Origin of the sequence: Flavobacterium sp., assembly GCF_040379285.1 — a bacterium.
Lineage (GTDB): Bacteria > Bacteroidota > Bacteroidia > Flavobacteriales > Flavobacteriaceae > Flavobacterium.
In genome coordinates this window covers 1-15,771 of sequence record NZ_JBEILJ010000055.1, presented here as the reverse complement: position 1 = coordinate 15,771, position 15,771 = coordinate 1, and the positions used below count along the sequence as shown (strand labels likewise).

Here is a 15,771-nt window from a genome sequence, read left to right as displayed (position 1 = left end):
GCTTGAGCAGTATTCGCGTCCCCGTCAAAATGGAATTAATGCGATTACGATTCGTGAAGACGATGAATTATTGGAAGCAAAACTAACCACAGGAAACAGTCAGGTTCTTATCGCTGTGAAGTCGGGTAAATTGGTGCGCTTTGAAGAAAGCAAAACGCGTCCAATGGGTCGTACAGCCTCTGGAGTTCGCGGTATTACTTTAGCCGACGAAAAAGATGAAGTGATCGGAATGGTAGCGGTTGACGAAAAAGAAGTCAATGAGAAACAAATTTTGGTTGTTACCGAAAATGGATATGGGAAACGTACCAAATTGGTTGATGACGATGGCGAAGATGTGTACCGTATTACCAACCGCGGTGGAAAAGGGGTGAAAACCTTAAACATCACGGATAAAACCGGGCAGTTGATTTCGATTTCTGATGTTACCGATGAAGATGATTTGATGATTATCAACAAGTCGGGATTAACGATTCGTATGATGGTTTCCGATCTTCGCGTTATGGGTCGAGCTACCCAAGGAGTTCGTTTAATTAATATCAAGAATAACGATTCGATTGCCGCGGTCACCAAGGTAATGCGAGAGGAAGAATCGGAATCGATAGAAGACGACGAACTAAACGAGGGTATCGAATTAAATGACGATACTACTCCCGAAAATGAAGAATAAAAAGTAAAATAATTGTGTAAAAGCCATGTGTTGAATTTCAATCGTGGCTTTTTACGTTTTTAAATCAAATCGTATGAAAATCAATCATTTATTTTTAGCGGGAACCCTGTTCTTGGCTACAGCTTCATTCGCACAAAAAGACGAATTGAAAGCTTTAAAAAAATTATACGCTAAAGATGCGTTAAAAACCGAAGAGTATACCGAATACAAAAGTTTGGTTCAAAAATTGGAAGGATTAGCCACTGAAGAATCGGATAAAGTATACTTAAAGTTCTATAAAGCCATGGTTCCCATGATGGAAATGTCAACTTGGGATAAAAATATGTCACCGGCTGTGATGCAAGCCCAAATGGCTAAACTTTTTTCTCCTAATACCATTGAAGGTCTTGGTGTGGCTATGCGTGAAACCTTAGATTATGAAGCAAAATCGGGGAAAAAATTATATACCGACGATATCAATGAAACTATTCAAACCTTCAAAGGTCAGTTATTGAATGTGGCCATTAGTTTAGGCAATGCCAAGCAATTTGCAGAGTCTTCCAAAATTCTTTATAGCATTTATTTGATGGAACCTAAAGAAATGGAAAATCTCTATTTTGCCGCAAGTTATGCGGTAGAAGGTAAGGATTACGACAGTGCTTTGAAATATTATGAAATTTTAAAATCTAAAAACTATACTGGCGAAGGCACAAAGTATTTTGCTAAAAACAAATTAACGGGACAAATAGAAAGTTTTACCGACAAAGCCATCCGAAATAAATTTATTGAGTTAGGTCAGTACAGCGATCCAACAGAAGAAAAAGTGCCTTCCAAACGCGGTGAAATTGTTAAAAATATTGCATTGATTTATTTGCAACAAGGTAAAACGGATGCAGCGAAATCAGCAATAGCCGATGCCAAAAAAGAATTGCCTGGGGATACGAATTTGTTGTTGTCGGAAGCGGAGATTTATTTGAAGTTAAATGACGTTCCCAATTACCAAAAAACCATCAAAGAAGTATTGGAGAAAAATCCAAATGACCATATTTTGATTTATAACCTTGGGGTAACAAGTGGTAACAACAACCAATTTGATGAAGCGGAAAAATATTATCGTCGTGTCATTGAAATTAAACCTGATTACGTTGATGCGTATGTTAACCTAGCCGATATGATGTTGAAACCCGATCAAAAAATTGTGGACGAGATGAATAAATTAGGCTACACCGAAAAAGACCAAAAGCGATTTGAGTTTTTGAAAGGAGAACGTCAGAAATTATTCAACAAAGTACTGCCAATTTTAGAAAGCGCCTATAAACTTCAACCGAACAACGAAGGCGTAATCAATGGATTGCTTACAGTGTATAAGTTTTTGGAACGCAATGATAAAGTAAAAGAGTTAAAAGCTCAATTAGGAAAATAAAATAACAAGCCGTCTCAATATTAAAAATTTGAAGCGATTTTTTAACCGCTCTTTTTTGCTCGGTCAGCGTTATCATTTACTTTCATGCGTTTTTTAATTTTCGTTGTATTTCTGAATTGCTCTTACAAATGCATTGAAGAAATAAAACACGAAAGGGCGGCTCGTTTTAATTCAAAACTATGAATTGCAGTAAAAGTTTTCATCATTAATTATTTCATCATACACTTGATCAGTAATCAGTCATCAATCTAAGTCGCAGTCTTTCCAAAGTCTAACGTCTAGTCACTAAAAACCAAACAAAATTTCTTCAATCGAGTTGGGTGTTGTACTTTTGCAATGTCGCGCTAGGGATGGAGGGATTGTTGAAGCTCACCCGAGGTGACGAGGGTAGCGACTCCCGACAGCCCGGCCCCGGAAGTATGGAGGGGAAGCGCCCGAAAATACAACATGTAAACACAACTTTTTTAATATCATACTATGAAGTTCTTTATTGACACGGCGAATTTGAATGAGATTCGCGAGGCCCAATCGTTGGGAATTTTGGATGGCGTAACGACCAATCCTTCGTTGATGGCCAAAGAGGGAATTACCGGCTTGGACAACATTTTGAAGCACTATGTGGACATTTGTACGATTGTCGAAGGGGATGTGAGTGCGGAGGTGAACGCTACCGATTTCGATGGAATGGTGCGTGAGGGCGAACAATTGGCCGATTTGCACCCTCAGATTGTGGTGAAACTTCCCATGACTAAAGACGGTGTGCGCGCGTGTAAATATTTCTCAGATAAAGGCATCAAAACGAACGTGACGTTGGTGTTCTCTGCGGGTCAGGCCTTGTTGGCTGCCAAAGCGGGTGCCACCTATGTTTCGCCGTTTGTTGGCCGTTTGGATGATATTTCCACTGACGGGTTGAATTTGATTCAAGAGATACGTGAAATCTATGATAATTACGGCTTTGAAACCGAAATTTTGGCCGCTTCTGTTCGTCATACTATGCATGTGGTAAATTGTTCGAAAATTGGAGCGGATGTGATGACAGGGCCCTTGTCGGCGATTCTAGGCCTGTTAAAACACCCGTTGACCGATATCGGATTGGCACAGTTTATTGCCGATTACCAAAAAGGAAATTCGTAACTCACGATATGCTACAATAAAGCCCTGATTTTTTCGTCAGGGCTTTTTTTATTGTAAGTCTTCTTCAAAACGGATGTCAAACATATTGGTGAATCCGTTTTTGATCGTGAGGTCTTTGTTGATGATCATGGTGCGGTGTACTTTGGTAATCGCCCATTTGTTTTTGATTTCATCAAAATTGGAGCAATGGTATTGTCGAATTGAACCGAAGGAATACTTTGTTAAGGCCTCTTTCCAAGTGTTCGGATTTTTATCCAAATTAATGGCAATGAATTCATAATTCGGGTATTTCTTCTGCAAATCCAAGGCCTTTTTGTGTGCTGCAACGAGGTGGGAATTTAATTCTTCACTCCAGAAAAACAGAATGGTATTTTTGGTGATTAGCGAGGAAGAATTGACATTTTTTCCCGCAGCATCGAGCAAGGTAACTGAGGGTAGTTTTTTACCATCGGTCAATTGGTTGATCGCTTTTCCTAGTTTTAAGATTTCGTTTTTCTTGCTCTTATCGGTGGCAATTTTGTAATAGTGTTTCAAAAACTCCTGATTGTTGACCATGTTTTGATCTTCCAACAAGTATTGAAAGGCAATGCTATTGACGACGATATTTTTAACCTTTTCGTTTTTGATGAGGGTATCGGCAATTTTGAGTTTGTTAACATTGGTTTTTAGCGCCAAGTCGACTTCCGAAAAATGGTTGTGGTAGTGAATCGACCCTACATTGTTGAGCATGTAGTTGAGATACATGACAAACGGACTGAAGTCGGTCATCTTTTCATCACTAAAGTCAATTGTTTTTCGAAAATCGTAGTAATCTTTGGGTAGTGCCTTACTCACATCGTTCCCTGTACGCATTTTGTGTACAATGGGGTAAATTTCTTTACGGGTATAGTGGGGGAAAAGGTACATGGCTTGGGCGTAGACATCAAACTCTTCATTCCATTTGATTTCCTCTTTTTTGGATTTGTAAAAAGCGATATTGTCTGCATTGACTTTGTTGATGTAATAGAGAAATTTGGGTGCTTCGTAATCCAAAACATCGAAAATTTTATTTTTCTCTTTCTCATTACGAAGGTACATTTCCATTAAGAAATTGTTCTTTTGATCGCCTCGACCACAAAAAATAATGGATTGATCAAAATCTTTGGAATCAATATGAACGCGAATTGAATCGTTTTTGTCAAAGAAAACGTATTGGTATTCCGGCTCATGTTTGAACGTATACAATCCGGGTGCTAGGGAATCAAATTTGACAAAAAACGTATTGTCTGCTTTCAACGGTAGGGTGTCCAATACCACATTATTTTGGCAAAAAAGTACATAACGCGATTGCGGATTTTCAACTTCACCGCCAAAGTACGCCACATAGTTGTCGGCATCGAACTCTTTTTTACAAGACGTCAATACTGAAAGTGCTACCGCAGTTAGGGCACCATACGTTGAGGCAATTTTGAAATTCATCTACAGTTCTGTTGTAATTCGCAAATGTATTTAGTACCTGTGCAATATATTGTTAACCATTAGTTAAAAGTGAAGCCCTCAAAATCGGCTGTGGTTTCCAATGCGCTTCAAATTTGAATTATCGGCGGAAAATAACAAGAGCCTCTAATTTTGGATGGTATTTTAGGGTGAAATTAGGATTGTTTTTTTTGGATTTTCCAATGGATATCAGGCATTAGCTGTTCGCGTCAAAGGATAAAAAAACCATAGCTTGAGATGGGTAAAGTCGCCCTATTTGCTTACTTTTGCACCAAATTTAAAATCCACTTGTTACATGTTAACTGTATCTAATTTATCCGTTCAGTTTGGGAAACGAATTTTGTTTGATGAAGTGAATACCTCGTTTACCTTAGGGAACTGTTACGGAATTATTGGTGCCAATGGTGCCGGAAAGTCTACGTTTTTAAAAATTTTAGCAGGTGATATGGACCCTACGTCGGGGCGAGTGATATTGGAGCCAGGGAAACGGATGTCGGTTTTGAATCAGAACCACAACATGTTTGACGAACATACGGTGTTGGAAACGGTATTGATGGGGAATAAAGTGCTGCATGCGATTAAAACCGAAATGGATGCATTGTATGCGGATTATTCGGATGAAAATGCCGACCGTATTGGGGAGTTGCAAATTCAATTTGACGAAATGAACGGTTGGAATGCCGACAGTGATGCGGCTGCCTTGTTGTCGAACTTGGGTATTGGTTCGGACTTTCATTACACGCTGATGGCGGAGATGGAGGGGAAATTAAAAGTACGTGTCCTTTTGGCGCAAGCCTTATTTGGAAATCCTGATGTATTGATTATGGACGAGCCGACCAATGATTTGGACTTTGAAACGATTGGTTGGTTGGAAAACTTTTTGGCGAACTATGAGAATACGGTTATTGTAGTTTCGCACGACCGTCACTTTTTGGATGCGGTTTGTACCCATATTTCGGATATCGATTTTGGAAAAATTACACACTATTCTGGGAATTACACGTTTTGGTATGAATCGAGTCAGTTAGCCGCCAAACAACGGGCACAACAAAACAAGAAGGCAGAGGAGAAGAAAGCAGAGTTGGAAGAGTTTATCCGCCGTTTCAGTGCGAATGTGGCCAAATCAAAGCAGGCGACATCGCGTAAAAAAATGTTGGAAAAGCTTAATTTGGATGAGATTAAGCCTTCAAGTCGTCGTTACCCTGCCATTATTTTTGAACAAGAACGGGAAGCGGGCGATCAGATTTTGAACATTCAAAATTTAGCGGCCTCAATCGACGGTGAGGTTTTATTTCAAAATGTAGATTTAAACATGGCGAAAGGCGATAAAATTGTAGTGTTTTCAAAAGACTCACGGGCTACCACCGCTTTTTATGAAATCTTAAACGGTCATTTGCAAGCCGATTCGGGAACGTATGAATGGGGTGTGACCACGATTCAATCGTATTTGCCCAACGACAATCACGCGTTTTTTCAATCCGATATCAACTTAGTCGACTGGTTGCGTCAGTGGGCCAAAACCGAAGAAGAGCGCGATGAAGTTTACGTACGAGGCTTTTTAGGGAAAATGATTTTCTCGGGCGAAGAAGCGTTAAAAAAGTGTAATGTATTGTCGGGAGGTGAGAAAGTGCGTTGTATGTTATCGCGCATGATGATGCTTCGCGCCAATGTGTTAATGCTCGACGAGCCAACCAATCACTTGGATTTGGAATCGATTACGGCGTTTAACAATTCCTTGAAGAACTTCAAAGGATCGGTCTTGTTTACCACCCATGACCATGAATTTGCGCAAACAGTGGCCACACGTGTACTTGAACTTACACCACAGGGCGCTATCGACCGTTACATGACCTTTGATGATTACTTGGATGATTCCAAAATAAAAGAATTACGTGCTAAGATGTATGCTTAATTAAAAATCCCGAGTCATCGGGATTTTTTTTATGAGGTTCTTTTTTTATGTTTCCAACGTTTATGCGTCCACATATAGTATTCGGGTTGTTCCAATATTTGCGCCTCTACTTTGGCCATAAAAGCTTCCGATAGTTTATAATCGGGAACTTCATGCACGTTGTCGGATAGGATTTCAAAAGTGCCTTCATAGAACCCTCGTTTCACTTTTCGCACTTTTAAAAATAGGACATTCATGCCGTATTGTTTGGCCAATGATTCAGCGCCAATGTGAATAGGGGTTTCGATACCCATGAAATGATGCCAGTACAAATTAGTTTCACTCCAGCGCGGTGTTTGATCGCTAGCAAAGCCGTAAAGACCCAAGACGCCTTCGCGAGCATTTTTTTCGATGGTGGGTTTGGTTTCTTTGGTGGTGATTAAGTAGGCTTTATAGCGTGAACGAATTTTTTTGACCAAGCGATCAAAGTAGGGATTGGCAATTCGTTTATAGATGGCAAAGCCTTTAAATCGGGTATAATAATTCATCGAAATCACCCACTCATAACTCGCATAATGACCACACATTAAGGCAATACTTTTTCCTTTTTCCTCCATAGCATGAAACAAATCCATATTGGTGAAGGTGAACCGTGTCTCCATAGTTTTACGTGAAATAGACAAGGTTTTGATCATTTCCAAAAACATATCGCACAAATGCTGAAAGGATTTTTTCTCAATACGCAAGCGTTCGGTTTCACTAAGATGGGGCAATGCCATAGCTAGATTGCGTCGCACGGCTTTTTTACGATACCCAATTACTCGGTAAATTAAAAAATAGATTCCATCCGACAGTAAGTATAAAAGCGGAAAAGGCAATTTGGAAATCAACCAAATTATCGGATATATGATGAGATAGGCAAGAAATTGCATGTATGAAATTTGTGCAAATATAAAGGGTTTCCTTAAGATTTTATTTCGAATTAACAATTCTTAAGTTTGTACATTTACCCAAAATTAGATTTATGATTATTCTTTATATCTTAATCGGAATCACTGCGTTGATTAGTTGGAAAGGGTGGGAGGACACTTCCTTTTTCCGAAAATACATGTTTCATGTAGGCAGTATTCGTGCTGGGGAACATTTCCGAATGCTAACTTCTGGATTTTTACATGGTGACCTTACGCATTTGGCTTTCAATATGATTTCCTTGTATTTTTTTGCGCCAGTGGTGATATATCAGTTTGGCTTGTACACGTTCTTGTTTCTCTATGGTTCTAGTTTGTTGGCAGGGAGTATGTTGACCTTGTACTTCTACAAAAATCAGTACCATTACACCGCCATTGGAGCCTCTGGAGCGGTAACTGGAATTATCTACGCAGCGATTTTACTGTATCCTGATATGGATTTGTATTTATTTTTTATTCCCATTCCGATTAAAGCCTATCTTTTTGGTATTGGCTATTTATTGTATTCCATTTACGGGATGAAAGCGCAAAACGATGGTATTGGACATGCGGCTCACTTTGGCGGGGCTATTGCGGGATTGTTTTTTACGTTGCTAAAAGTACCTCATTTAATTTTTAAACAACCGCTTTTAGTCGCTGGATTGATACTACCCATCGTTATTCTTTTTTTTATGGAAAGAAAACGAAAATAAAATAGGCACAACTTTTGTAATCGAAATAAAAACCTAAAAAAATAAATATCATGAGAAAAATTATTGTCCTATTGCTACTTAGTTTTGGATTGTTTACCCAAGCTCAAGAAGTAAAATCACTTCCCCAAATTACTGTTTCAGGAGAAGGAAAGATTAAAGTAGCCCCTGATTATGCTATCATTTCTTTTGGCGTTGAAACCCAAGGAAAAGAAGCCTCAGAGGTAAAGAAGACTAATGATGCTACTGTGGATCTCGTATTGCGCTATTTGAAAAAGTTTGGGATTGCAGCCAACGATATGCAAACTAGAGGGGTTCATTTGGGTCGAATGTATACGGGTGAAAAAAACAAATTTCACTACCAAGCCATTCAAAATATGCAAGTTACCTTGCGTGATTTAAAACAGTACGATGCTTTGGTGATGGGGTTGGTCGATCAAGGGATTAATGCCATTTCGGGCGTTGAATTTAAAGCAACCAAGTTGGAGGAATACAAAACTCAAGTTCGTAAACTTGCCACACAAGATGCTTTAAAACGGGCTCAGGATTACACATCACCCTTACAGCAAAAAGTTGGAAAAGCCCATCAAATTTCAGAGACGGGGTCTATTTTGTTTCCCACGGTACAACGAGCTGAAGGTTTTTTTGCCAAAGAGGCCCATGCCATGCCACAAGAAACGCTCGCGATAGGCGAAATCGAAATTACTGCACAGGTGACCATAAGTTTTGTATTGGAATAAGGTGTTAGTTTTTTTAGATGGCAACATTCTAAGAATCAAAAAACGCGCTCGGGAAGGTAAACCGAATTGAGAAACGCTTTCCATTGGAGGGCATCCATAATGAGGTTGGGGTGGATTTGTTTTATCATTTCAAAGGGACGAACGACTTGGTGTCTTTGAAGATTGTATTTGTAAATCAATTGTTGCACAAGAGGGATGGCATTTTGTAAAACATTTTTAGGAATGGGGCCCTCGGCCGCACAGAGTTCGACACCTAAGGTAACATTATTGGCCGATTTTTCATTTCCCATGAATTGACGGGCTAGAGGGGTATAATTGTAAAAGGCCGAGCCAATATGATATCCCGCTTCTGTTTCGGGTATGGTTTGTATAATGGTAGTTCCGTTGATCACATAATGCGGCGCATAACGGATTAATTGACGCTCGGCGTTGTATCGTCGTTCATTCATAAACCGCAAACGTTCGTCTATTGATTTGGCAGTCGAATAGGGTAAAGAGCGATGAATAACCAAAGCATTTACACTAGCAATAAGCCTTCCCGAACGATTATAACCTTCCAAATACTTTGTGTCGATGGCAACCATAGGAAATTGGTTTTGAGTTATGATTAAAATGTAGTTCGATGCTTTTGTTTATACTGCCCTATTCTACGGACTTTTTGAAAGCCCAATGGGAATACTGCACCCAGTAAAAACGGAATGATTCCTAGTATTGTGGTGGGAGTACAAAGGACCAGCATGTATTCTGATAATCCACCGATGAATATACTTGTCACAAGTGCTTTGGCAGCCTGAATACTATCTCTAGACGAAAATTTAGATTGAAATGAAGCACACAAATAATAGTGAAGGGATAGATAGAGGCCTTGTCCAAGCATTCCCATTATAGCCCCCGTTATTAGTGCACATACCATACGTATTGGTTTAAAAAATTTGTCCTAAGCATTGGTTTGTTTTTTTAACCTTTAAGTAATTTGGGTACAACGTAAGGGTCTGAAGACCCTTACGTACCCAAGGCGTATAAATCGAATAATGGCTTGCGTGACAAAATGGAATTATTATCTTGTTTGTCATTGTTGTTGCAATATTACTACCCCTATTTTGAATAATCTCTAGGGTTTTTACTGACAATTCAAAGTATTTTTCCTTGAGTTTTAAGGGAAAAATACTTAGATGCTTAGGGTAAAATACCAAAGCACTGTAAATCAATAATTTGCGATAATTTTATTTAGGTGTTTTTTAAGTATTAGTTTTTAACAAGTTATATTGTAATGCCTAAATCCTAAAAATTTAACATTTGAAAAGAAGCATAAAATAAAAAAACCAACCGCGTGGATTGGTTTTCATATGAAAAAAAGGTGTCATTTGCTATTCTTGCATCGTGTGGTACACATTCATCACATCGTCATCATCTTCAATTTTCTCCAATAATTTTTCCACATCAGTGATTTGTTCTGTGGTTAAGGCTTTTGTCACTTGTGGAATACGTTCAAATCCAGAGGATAAAATCTCAATACTGCGACTTTCCAATTCTTTCTGAATGGCCCCAAAACTTTCAAAGGGCGCATACATCATGATCCCGTCTTCATCAGCGAAAATTTCTTCTACCCCAAAATCAATCATTTCCAATTCCAATTCTTCAATGTCTTGCCCCGTATTAGGAATTCTAAAATTGCAAGTATGATCAAACATGAATTCAACCGAGCCTTGGGTGCTCAATGTTCCGTTACATTTATTAAAATAACTGCGAATATTGGCAACTGTACGGTTATTGTTGTCGGTAGCTGTTTCAATTAAAATGGCAATACCATGAGGTGCATACCCTTCAAATAAAACTTCCTTATAGTTTGCCGTGTCTTTATCCGATGCTTTTTTTATGGCACGCTCTACATTTTCTTTGGGCATGTTGGCCGCTTTGGCATTTTGAATGACCGCGCGTAAACGGGCGTTGGTCTCCGGATTGGGGCCTCCTTCTTTTACTGCAATAACAATGTCTTTACCAATGCGTGTAAACGTTTTGGCCATGGCAGACCAACGTTTCATTTTTCGGGCTTTTCTAAATTCAAATGCTCTTCCCATAGGAATTCTTCTTTAGCTGTTAATTATTTTTAATCGGCAAATTTACATGATATCACGGATTTTGCCTTCATTTTTTTCTGTACTTATTTTTTGTAAAATGGGAGTTTAACCACTTGAGCCGCCACTTGATTGTTTCTGATTTTTATATAAATCACAGATCCCACCGTAGCATATGCTGTAGCGACATATCCCATACCAATACCTTTGCCCAATGAGGGTGCCATCGTACCTGAAGTTACAATTCCAATGGCATTACCATCAGTATCTACGATCTCATAATCATGACGAGGAATCCCACGTTCGGTCAATTCAAAACCAACCAATTTTCGGGTTACGCCTTGTTCTTTTTGTGCTTTTAAGGCCTCATGATTGGTGAAATTCTTGGTGAATTTTGTAATCCAACCCAAGCCAGCTTCAATAGGAGAGGTGGTGTCGTTGATGTCGTTGCCGTACAAACAGAATCCCATTTCAAGACGTAAGGTATCCCGTGCTGCGAGACCGATGGGTTTGATTCCATAAGCGGCGCCAGCTTCAAATACCTTATGCCAAAGTTTTTCAGCATCTTCATTTTTACAGTATACTTCAAATCCACCCGACCCAGTATATCCAGTAGCAGAGATGATTACATCATCAATGCCAGCAAAGGTGCCCACTTCAAAGTGATAGTATTTGATGTTGGACAAGTCAATAGCCGTTAAGGATTGCATGGCTTCGACGGCTTTCGGACCTTGGATAGCAAGGAGCGAATACGAATCGGAAAGATTTTCCATAACGGCTCCTTCGGTATTGTGTTGGGCAATCCAACACCAATCTTTTTCAATATTGGAAGCATTAACCACCAATAAATAGCTTATTTCACCGAGTCGATATACAATTAAATCATCGACAATGCCGCCAGTCGCATTGGGCATACACGAATATTGAGCACGTCCAATGTCAAGCGTTGCCGCATCGTTGGTCGTTACGCGTTGAATCAAGTCCAGCGCTTGGGGACCCGAAAGTAGAAATTCGCCCATGTGTGACACATCAAAAACGCCCACTCCGTCGCGAACGGTTTCATGTTCGGCATTGACGCCTTCATATTGAACAGGCATGTTGTATCCAGCAAACGGAACCATTTTGGCGCCTAATTGGATATGAATGGGAGTTAAAGCTGTATTTTTCATCCGTTGAATGTTAGTTTGTGGCGCAAAAATACAAAATTAGCCTCCAAGTTTAGAGGTGCTTTTTTGATTATTTCTTGGCAAAAATGGACAAAAAAACCAAACTTTTCATTTAAAGTTTGGTTTAAGATTTTATATAGGTTAATTACGTTTTGTTATAAAAAGGGTTCCGTTAAACGATGTTTGTAGGAAAACAAAACCAATCCTACTTTGGAACGAATTTGAAAACGATCAAATAAGGTGGTGCGGTAGGCATCAATGGTTTTTCCTGTGACATTCATGATTTTTGCCATTTGGTCATAGGTAAGTTCTCTTTCGTCGCAGACCAAAGTTAGAAACTCTAGTTCTTTATCGGTCATTTCGAAAGTAATGGGGAGATTTTCTTCTTTTCGAATATCATAATTTTTGATACGATTTAAAATTTCAGTGATGTTGTTGTAGCCAAAATTGATGATGTTGTCAATGGCAAATTTAAGGTCGGCAGCGGAACAATTTTTATGTAAAAACCCACGTGCTCCATGGTGGTACGCATCGTCAATGATTTGTTCGTCAATGTGTTGGGTGAGCAGTAATACTTTGTATTCTCCTGTTTTTTTTTCAAGCTCTTGCAACACTTCAATACCATTTTTATGCGGCATTGAGTAATCCAAGATATATACGTCGGGAATGGGAACAAGGGGTAAGGACTCTAGGAATTGATCGCCATCATCAAATTCATGGACAATCTGATATTCACCGAGGCGTTGAATGAGTTCTTTAAGACCTTGCCTAACGATGGCATGATCATCGATTAAGCAAATGTGTATGAGTTCCATAGGCGTTTTAATTGCGTTGAAGGGTTATTATTGTTCCTCGTCCAGATTTGGAATCAATGACCAGCGAACATTGAATTAATTCCGCTCGTTTTTTCATATTTGCCAAACCCAATGATAGCGTTTTTGTTGTTACATCAAATCCTTTTCCGTCATCCTCTATCTGCAGGCGAAACTTAGGTTGTGCGGCTAATTGTACGCGTATTTTTTTCGCCTGGGCATGTTTGATGCAATTGTTTATCGACTCTTGAAAGATACGATAAATAATTAACTTTTCATCATCTTTCAAAAAGGGTTGCGTATCGCCCAAAATCATTTCAAATTGGATACTGCTATTTTTTTGCAAGCGTTCCATTTCGGTTCGAATGGCTTTGGCTAAATCTTGTTGCAAGACCAACTGACTATTGAGCGAGTGACTTATACTGCGCACGGATTGTGACAATCGCTTTAATGAGTCACTAAGACTTTCCATGCGTTCGGACTGTTCTGGATGATCGTATTTGTAATTCTCAATTTGAAAATTCAATGCCGTTATCTGTTGCCCTGCATCGTCGTGTAAATCACGCGAGATATTTTGTAAAACCTGTTCTTGGGTTTCAATAATGGTTTGCGTGATGTTGCGTTGAAACTCGAGGTCTTTTTCAAACAGTTGTTGGGTATATTTTTTCACTTTCCCAATGTGCATACGCGCCAGCATAATACTAAAGGTGGTGATAAGGCTTATAAAAATTAAGCTAATAAGGATTCCAATGGCAAGACTGAAATTACTCATAAAATACAATTAATGATATTCTTCGGAAATGACCCGTTTATGATTGCGGTATTCGATATAGACATACCATAAGAAAATGGAGTAACTCACAATATTTATGTAATCAGTTATAATCGAATATAAATTATAGTTTGAGATAATTATGATTTCCCCAATTTCTGAATTTACAAAACTAAAAAGCAATGAAAGTCCAAAAAACATTAGAATAGGTGCGCATAGCAGTCTAAAATCGTTATCAAGCAGAAAATTAAAATCTTCATTTTTGAGTTTGTTAAAGCTTAAAATAAAGAAAATTATCAAATACAAAAATGAACCCATACAAAAGATGTAGGTTTTTAAATCATTATCTTTTTGAATTGCTAAAAAATCAACTAAGACAAATGATAAAAAAAACAAATAAACAAAACGCATTATTTTTTTATTTACACCATTTTGTTCTAGTAAAAAAAACCATAATAAAAATGTTATTACAAATGACAATTCATAGTTTATTGAATTTAAAAAAAGTCTTTGATTTTTTTCTGGAATTGTCAATTTTAAAGTTACAGTAATAACCTCAGTTAATGTATAATATGTTATAATACTGTAAAATACTCTATTTGTTTTACGTTTTAAGGGTAAAAAAAATGTAGCTAAAAAAAATGTAATTAATTGAAAATAAACAATAATTTTTATGGAGCAAAAAAAATCATAAATTATTGTCATTACAGAACTATTTAATACAAGCCGCTTTGGATTTTGAAGCGTTTAAAATATTATAAGTAGGTCCTGTCGAATAATCATAATATGACACCTTATTTTCAATATACACTTTGAATGCCACGGTTGATTCGTCGCGATCGTTGGTGACTTTAGTGAAAACAAAGTTAATATTTTCTCTTTGAGATGGATTTATATCCCATAAAGCAAAAATACTTTTTATAAGAGCCACAGAGAAAATTGTTATTTCGGCGTTATATTGATCAACTACTTTTATTCCGTCAGGAATTCCTGAATTGTTTATTTGAATTTGATAATAAAAAGGATAATTTTTGGTGTCAAAATTTTTAACTAAATCCGCCAAGTCTTCTCCCTGTATCGCATAATACAGCCCGGCTTTTATAGCGTCTTCAATTTGAGTTTCATAAATTGAATTTTTCAACTCATGGCCCAAAGTAATAAACCAAAAACTGTCTTGAAAACTAATTAGCGAATTGTTTGCGGTAAGCCATTCCATTAAAACAGCAAACTGTTTACTAATCAAACTTAAATCAATAACATAATAGGTTGGAATTTTGGGGTTGGGTAAAACATTACTCGCCATGAAAGGGGTGTGCGTGTTAATCCATTTTTTATCGGGTAAAGCTCCATCGACAATGATGATGTTCTCAGGATCGGCAATGTGTTGGGTTAAGTTTTGTGCGAGGTTCATACGAATGGTTTTTAAGGTTAGGAGTTGATTTTATTTGAGTTACAAATTTGACTATTGATAGGGAAAAATCCTATAGGAAAAATACCTAGATTTATAGGTATTTTTCCTGTAGCCGATCGGTATTTTTCCTAAATCACTTGTAGTCAATACTTTGTATATTATTTTATCTTAATTAAAAAATTACATTCAAAATCATTAATATTAATAATTAATAAAAAAATAATACTTTTCGTACTTTTACTTATCTAGAACTTTTTAAGTTTCTAGGTTATTTGGTTTGAAATTTAAGGATAAATAAAAGGTTGAAATTCAAAATAAATAATTTAAAAAGACCTGTTGTCTATTTAGGATAAATTTACTTTGAACCCGTTGGGTGAAATTAAATCAGTTGATTTTTGATGTAGTTTATTGGTCTATCAAAGATAAATTTATTGATATATTGAACTAGAGTTAGCGCTGTTATTTTAGCTAAAATTAGAGTTTTAAATCCTTCAAAAGTTTTGGCATAATTTCTTGTTTTGTGAAGCACTAAAACCTTTGTAAGGAGCCGTTTCAAAATCGCCTTTGC

General features: G+C 37.7%; 16 protein-coding genes and 1 pseudogene. 6 read left to right on the top strand and 11 right to left on the bottom strand.

All coding sequences use genetic code 11. The annotated features are described in order from the left end of the window. The 3 genes from ABWO12_RS10395 to fsa form a co-directional block, all read left to right on the top strand. Positions 1 to 667, top strand: a 667-nt coding sequence (locus ABWO12_RS10395; protein WP_353088848.1) for a DNA gyrase C-terminal beta-propeller domain-containing protein, incomplete at its 5' end; no start/stop codon positions are given. Positions 668 to 740: 73 nt separating this feature from the next. Further along, positions 741 to 2,069 carry a tetratricopeptide repeat protein gene (locus tag ABWO12_RS10390; protein WP_353088846.1) on the top strand — a complete coding sequence of 443 codons (1,329 nt, stop codon included), beginning with the start codon at positions 741 to 743 and terminating at the stop codon, positions 2,067 to 2,069. 477 nt (positions 2,070 to 2,546) lie between these two features. Continuing rightward, positions 2,547 to 3,203 carry a fructose-6-phosphate aldolase gene (gene fsa / locus ABWO12_RS10385; RefSeq protein WP_353088844.1) on the top strand — a complete coding sequence of 219 codons (657 nt, stop codon included), beginning with the start codon at positions 2,547 to 2,549 and terminating at the stop codon, positions 3,201 to 3,203. Positions 3,204 to 3,251: 48 nt separating this feature from the next. Here the strand turns inward: fsa and ABWO12_RS10380 are convergent, their stop codons facing one another. Further along, complete coding sequence (locus ABWO12_RS10380; RefSeq protein ID WP_353088842.1) at positions 3,252 to 4,661, bottom strand: TlpA family protein disulfide reductase; 1,410 nt, start codon at positions 4,659 to 4,661, stop codon at positions 3,252 to 3,254. A gap of 313 nt (positions 4,662 to 4,974) precedes the next feature. Here ABWO12_RS10380 and ABWO12_RS10375 point away from each other — a divergent pair, with 313 nt between their 5' ends. After that, positions 4,975 to 6,591, top strand: coding sequence for an ABC-F family ATP-binding cassette domain-containing protein (locus tag ABWO12_RS10375; protein ID WP_353088840.1), 1,617 nt, complete (start codon positions 4,975 to 4,977; stop codon positions 6,589 to 6,591). A 29-nt stretch (positions 6,592 to 6,620) separates the two neighbouring features. On the opposite strand, the gene ABWO12_RS10370 is transcribed toward ABWO12_RS10375, so the two are convergent. Further along, a complete protein-coding gene (locus tag ABWO12_RS10370; RefSeq protein WP_353088838.1) occupies positions 6,621 to 7,502 on the bottom strand; it encodes a lysophospholipid acyltransferase family protein in 882 nt (293 codons plus the stop codon). Positions 7,503 to 7,594: 92 nt separating this feature from the next. Here ABWO12_RS10370 and ABWO12_RS10365 point away from each other — a divergent pair, with 92 nt between their 5' ends. Both ABWO12_RS10365 and ABWO12_RS10360 read left to right on the top strand, forming a co-directional pair. Beyond that, positions 7,595 to 8,230, top strand: coding sequence for a rhomboid family intramembrane serine protease (locus ABWO12_RS10365; RefSeq protein WP_353088836.1), 636 nt, complete (start codon positions 7,595 to 7,597; stop codon positions 8,228 to 8,230). 50 nt (positions 8,231 to 8,280) lie between these two features. Next, positions 8,281 to 8,967 (top strand): SIMPL domain-containing protein, encoded by a 687-nt coding sequence (locus ABWO12_RS10360; RefSeq protein ID WP_353088834.1) that lies wholly within the window; start codon positions 8,281 to 8,283, stop codon positions 8,965 to 8,967. Between the two features lie 35 nt (positions 8,968 to 9,002). On the opposite strand, the gene ABWO12_RS10355 is transcribed toward ABWO12_RS10360, so the two are convergent. The 9 genes and pseudogenes from ABWO12_RS10355 to ABWO12_RS10315 form a co-directional block, all read right to left on the bottom strand. Further along, positions 9,003 to 9,551 carry an N-acetylmuramoyl-L-alanine amidase gene (locus ABWO12_RS10355; protein ID WP_353088832.1) on the bottom strand — a complete coding sequence of 183 codons (549 nt, stop codon included), beginning with the start codon at positions 9,549 to 9,551 and terminating at the stop codon, positions 9,003 to 9,005. A 23-nt stretch (positions 9,552 to 9,574) separates the two neighbouring features. After that, positions 9,575 to 9,880, bottom strand: coding sequence for a hypothetical protein (locus tag ABWO12_RS10350; RefSeq protein WP_353088830.1), 306 nt, complete (start codon positions 9,878 to 9,880; stop codon positions 9,575 to 9,577). 454 nt (positions 9,881 to 10,334) lie between these two features. Further along, positions 10,335 to 11,045: a YebC/PmpR family DNA-binding transcriptional regulator gene (locus ABWO12_RS10345; protein WP_353088828.1), complete on the bottom strand. Its 711-nt coding sequence runs from the start codon at positions 11,043 to 11,045 to the stop codon at positions 10,335 to 10,337. Between the two features lie 83 nt (positions 11,046 to 11,128). Beyond that, on the bottom strand, positions 11,129 to 12,211 hold the full coding sequence (gcvT, locus tag ABWO12_RS10340; RefSeq protein ID WP_353088826.1) for a glycine cleavage system aminomethyltransferase GcvT: 1,083 nt from the start codon (positions 12,209 to 12,211) through the stop codon (positions 11,129 to 11,131). A gap of 152 nt (positions 12,212 to 12,363) precedes the next feature. Further along, entirely contained in the window at positions 12,364 to 13,023 is a 660-nt protein-coding gene (locus ABWO12_RS10335; protein WP_353088824.1) for a response regulator, read from the bottom strand. A 7-nt stretch (positions 13,024 to 13,030) separates the two neighbouring features. Further along, a complete protein-coding gene (locus tag ABWO12_RS10330; protein WP_353088823.1) occupies positions 13,031 to 13,792 on the bottom strand; it encodes a sensor histidine kinase in 762 nt (253 codons plus the stop codon). A 9-nt stretch (positions 13,793 to 13,801) separates the two neighbouring features. Then, positions 13,802 to 14,497, bottom strand: coding sequence for a hypothetical protein (locus ABWO12_RS10325; protein ID WP_353088821.1), 696 nt, complete (start codon positions 14,495 to 14,497; stop codon positions 13,802 to 13,804). Positions 14,498 to 14,504: 7 nt separating this feature from the next. Beyond that, on the bottom strand, positions 14,505 to 15,203 hold the full coding sequence (locus ABWO12_RS10320) for a hypothetical protein (protein WP_353088819.1): 699 nt from the start codon (positions 15,201 to 15,203) through the stop codon (positions 14,505 to 14,507). A gap of 379 nt (positions 15,204 to 15,582) precedes the next feature. Next, a pseudogene (locus ABWO12_RS10315) lies at positions 15,583 to 15,771 on the bottom strand (IS982 family transposase); the annotation flags it as partial.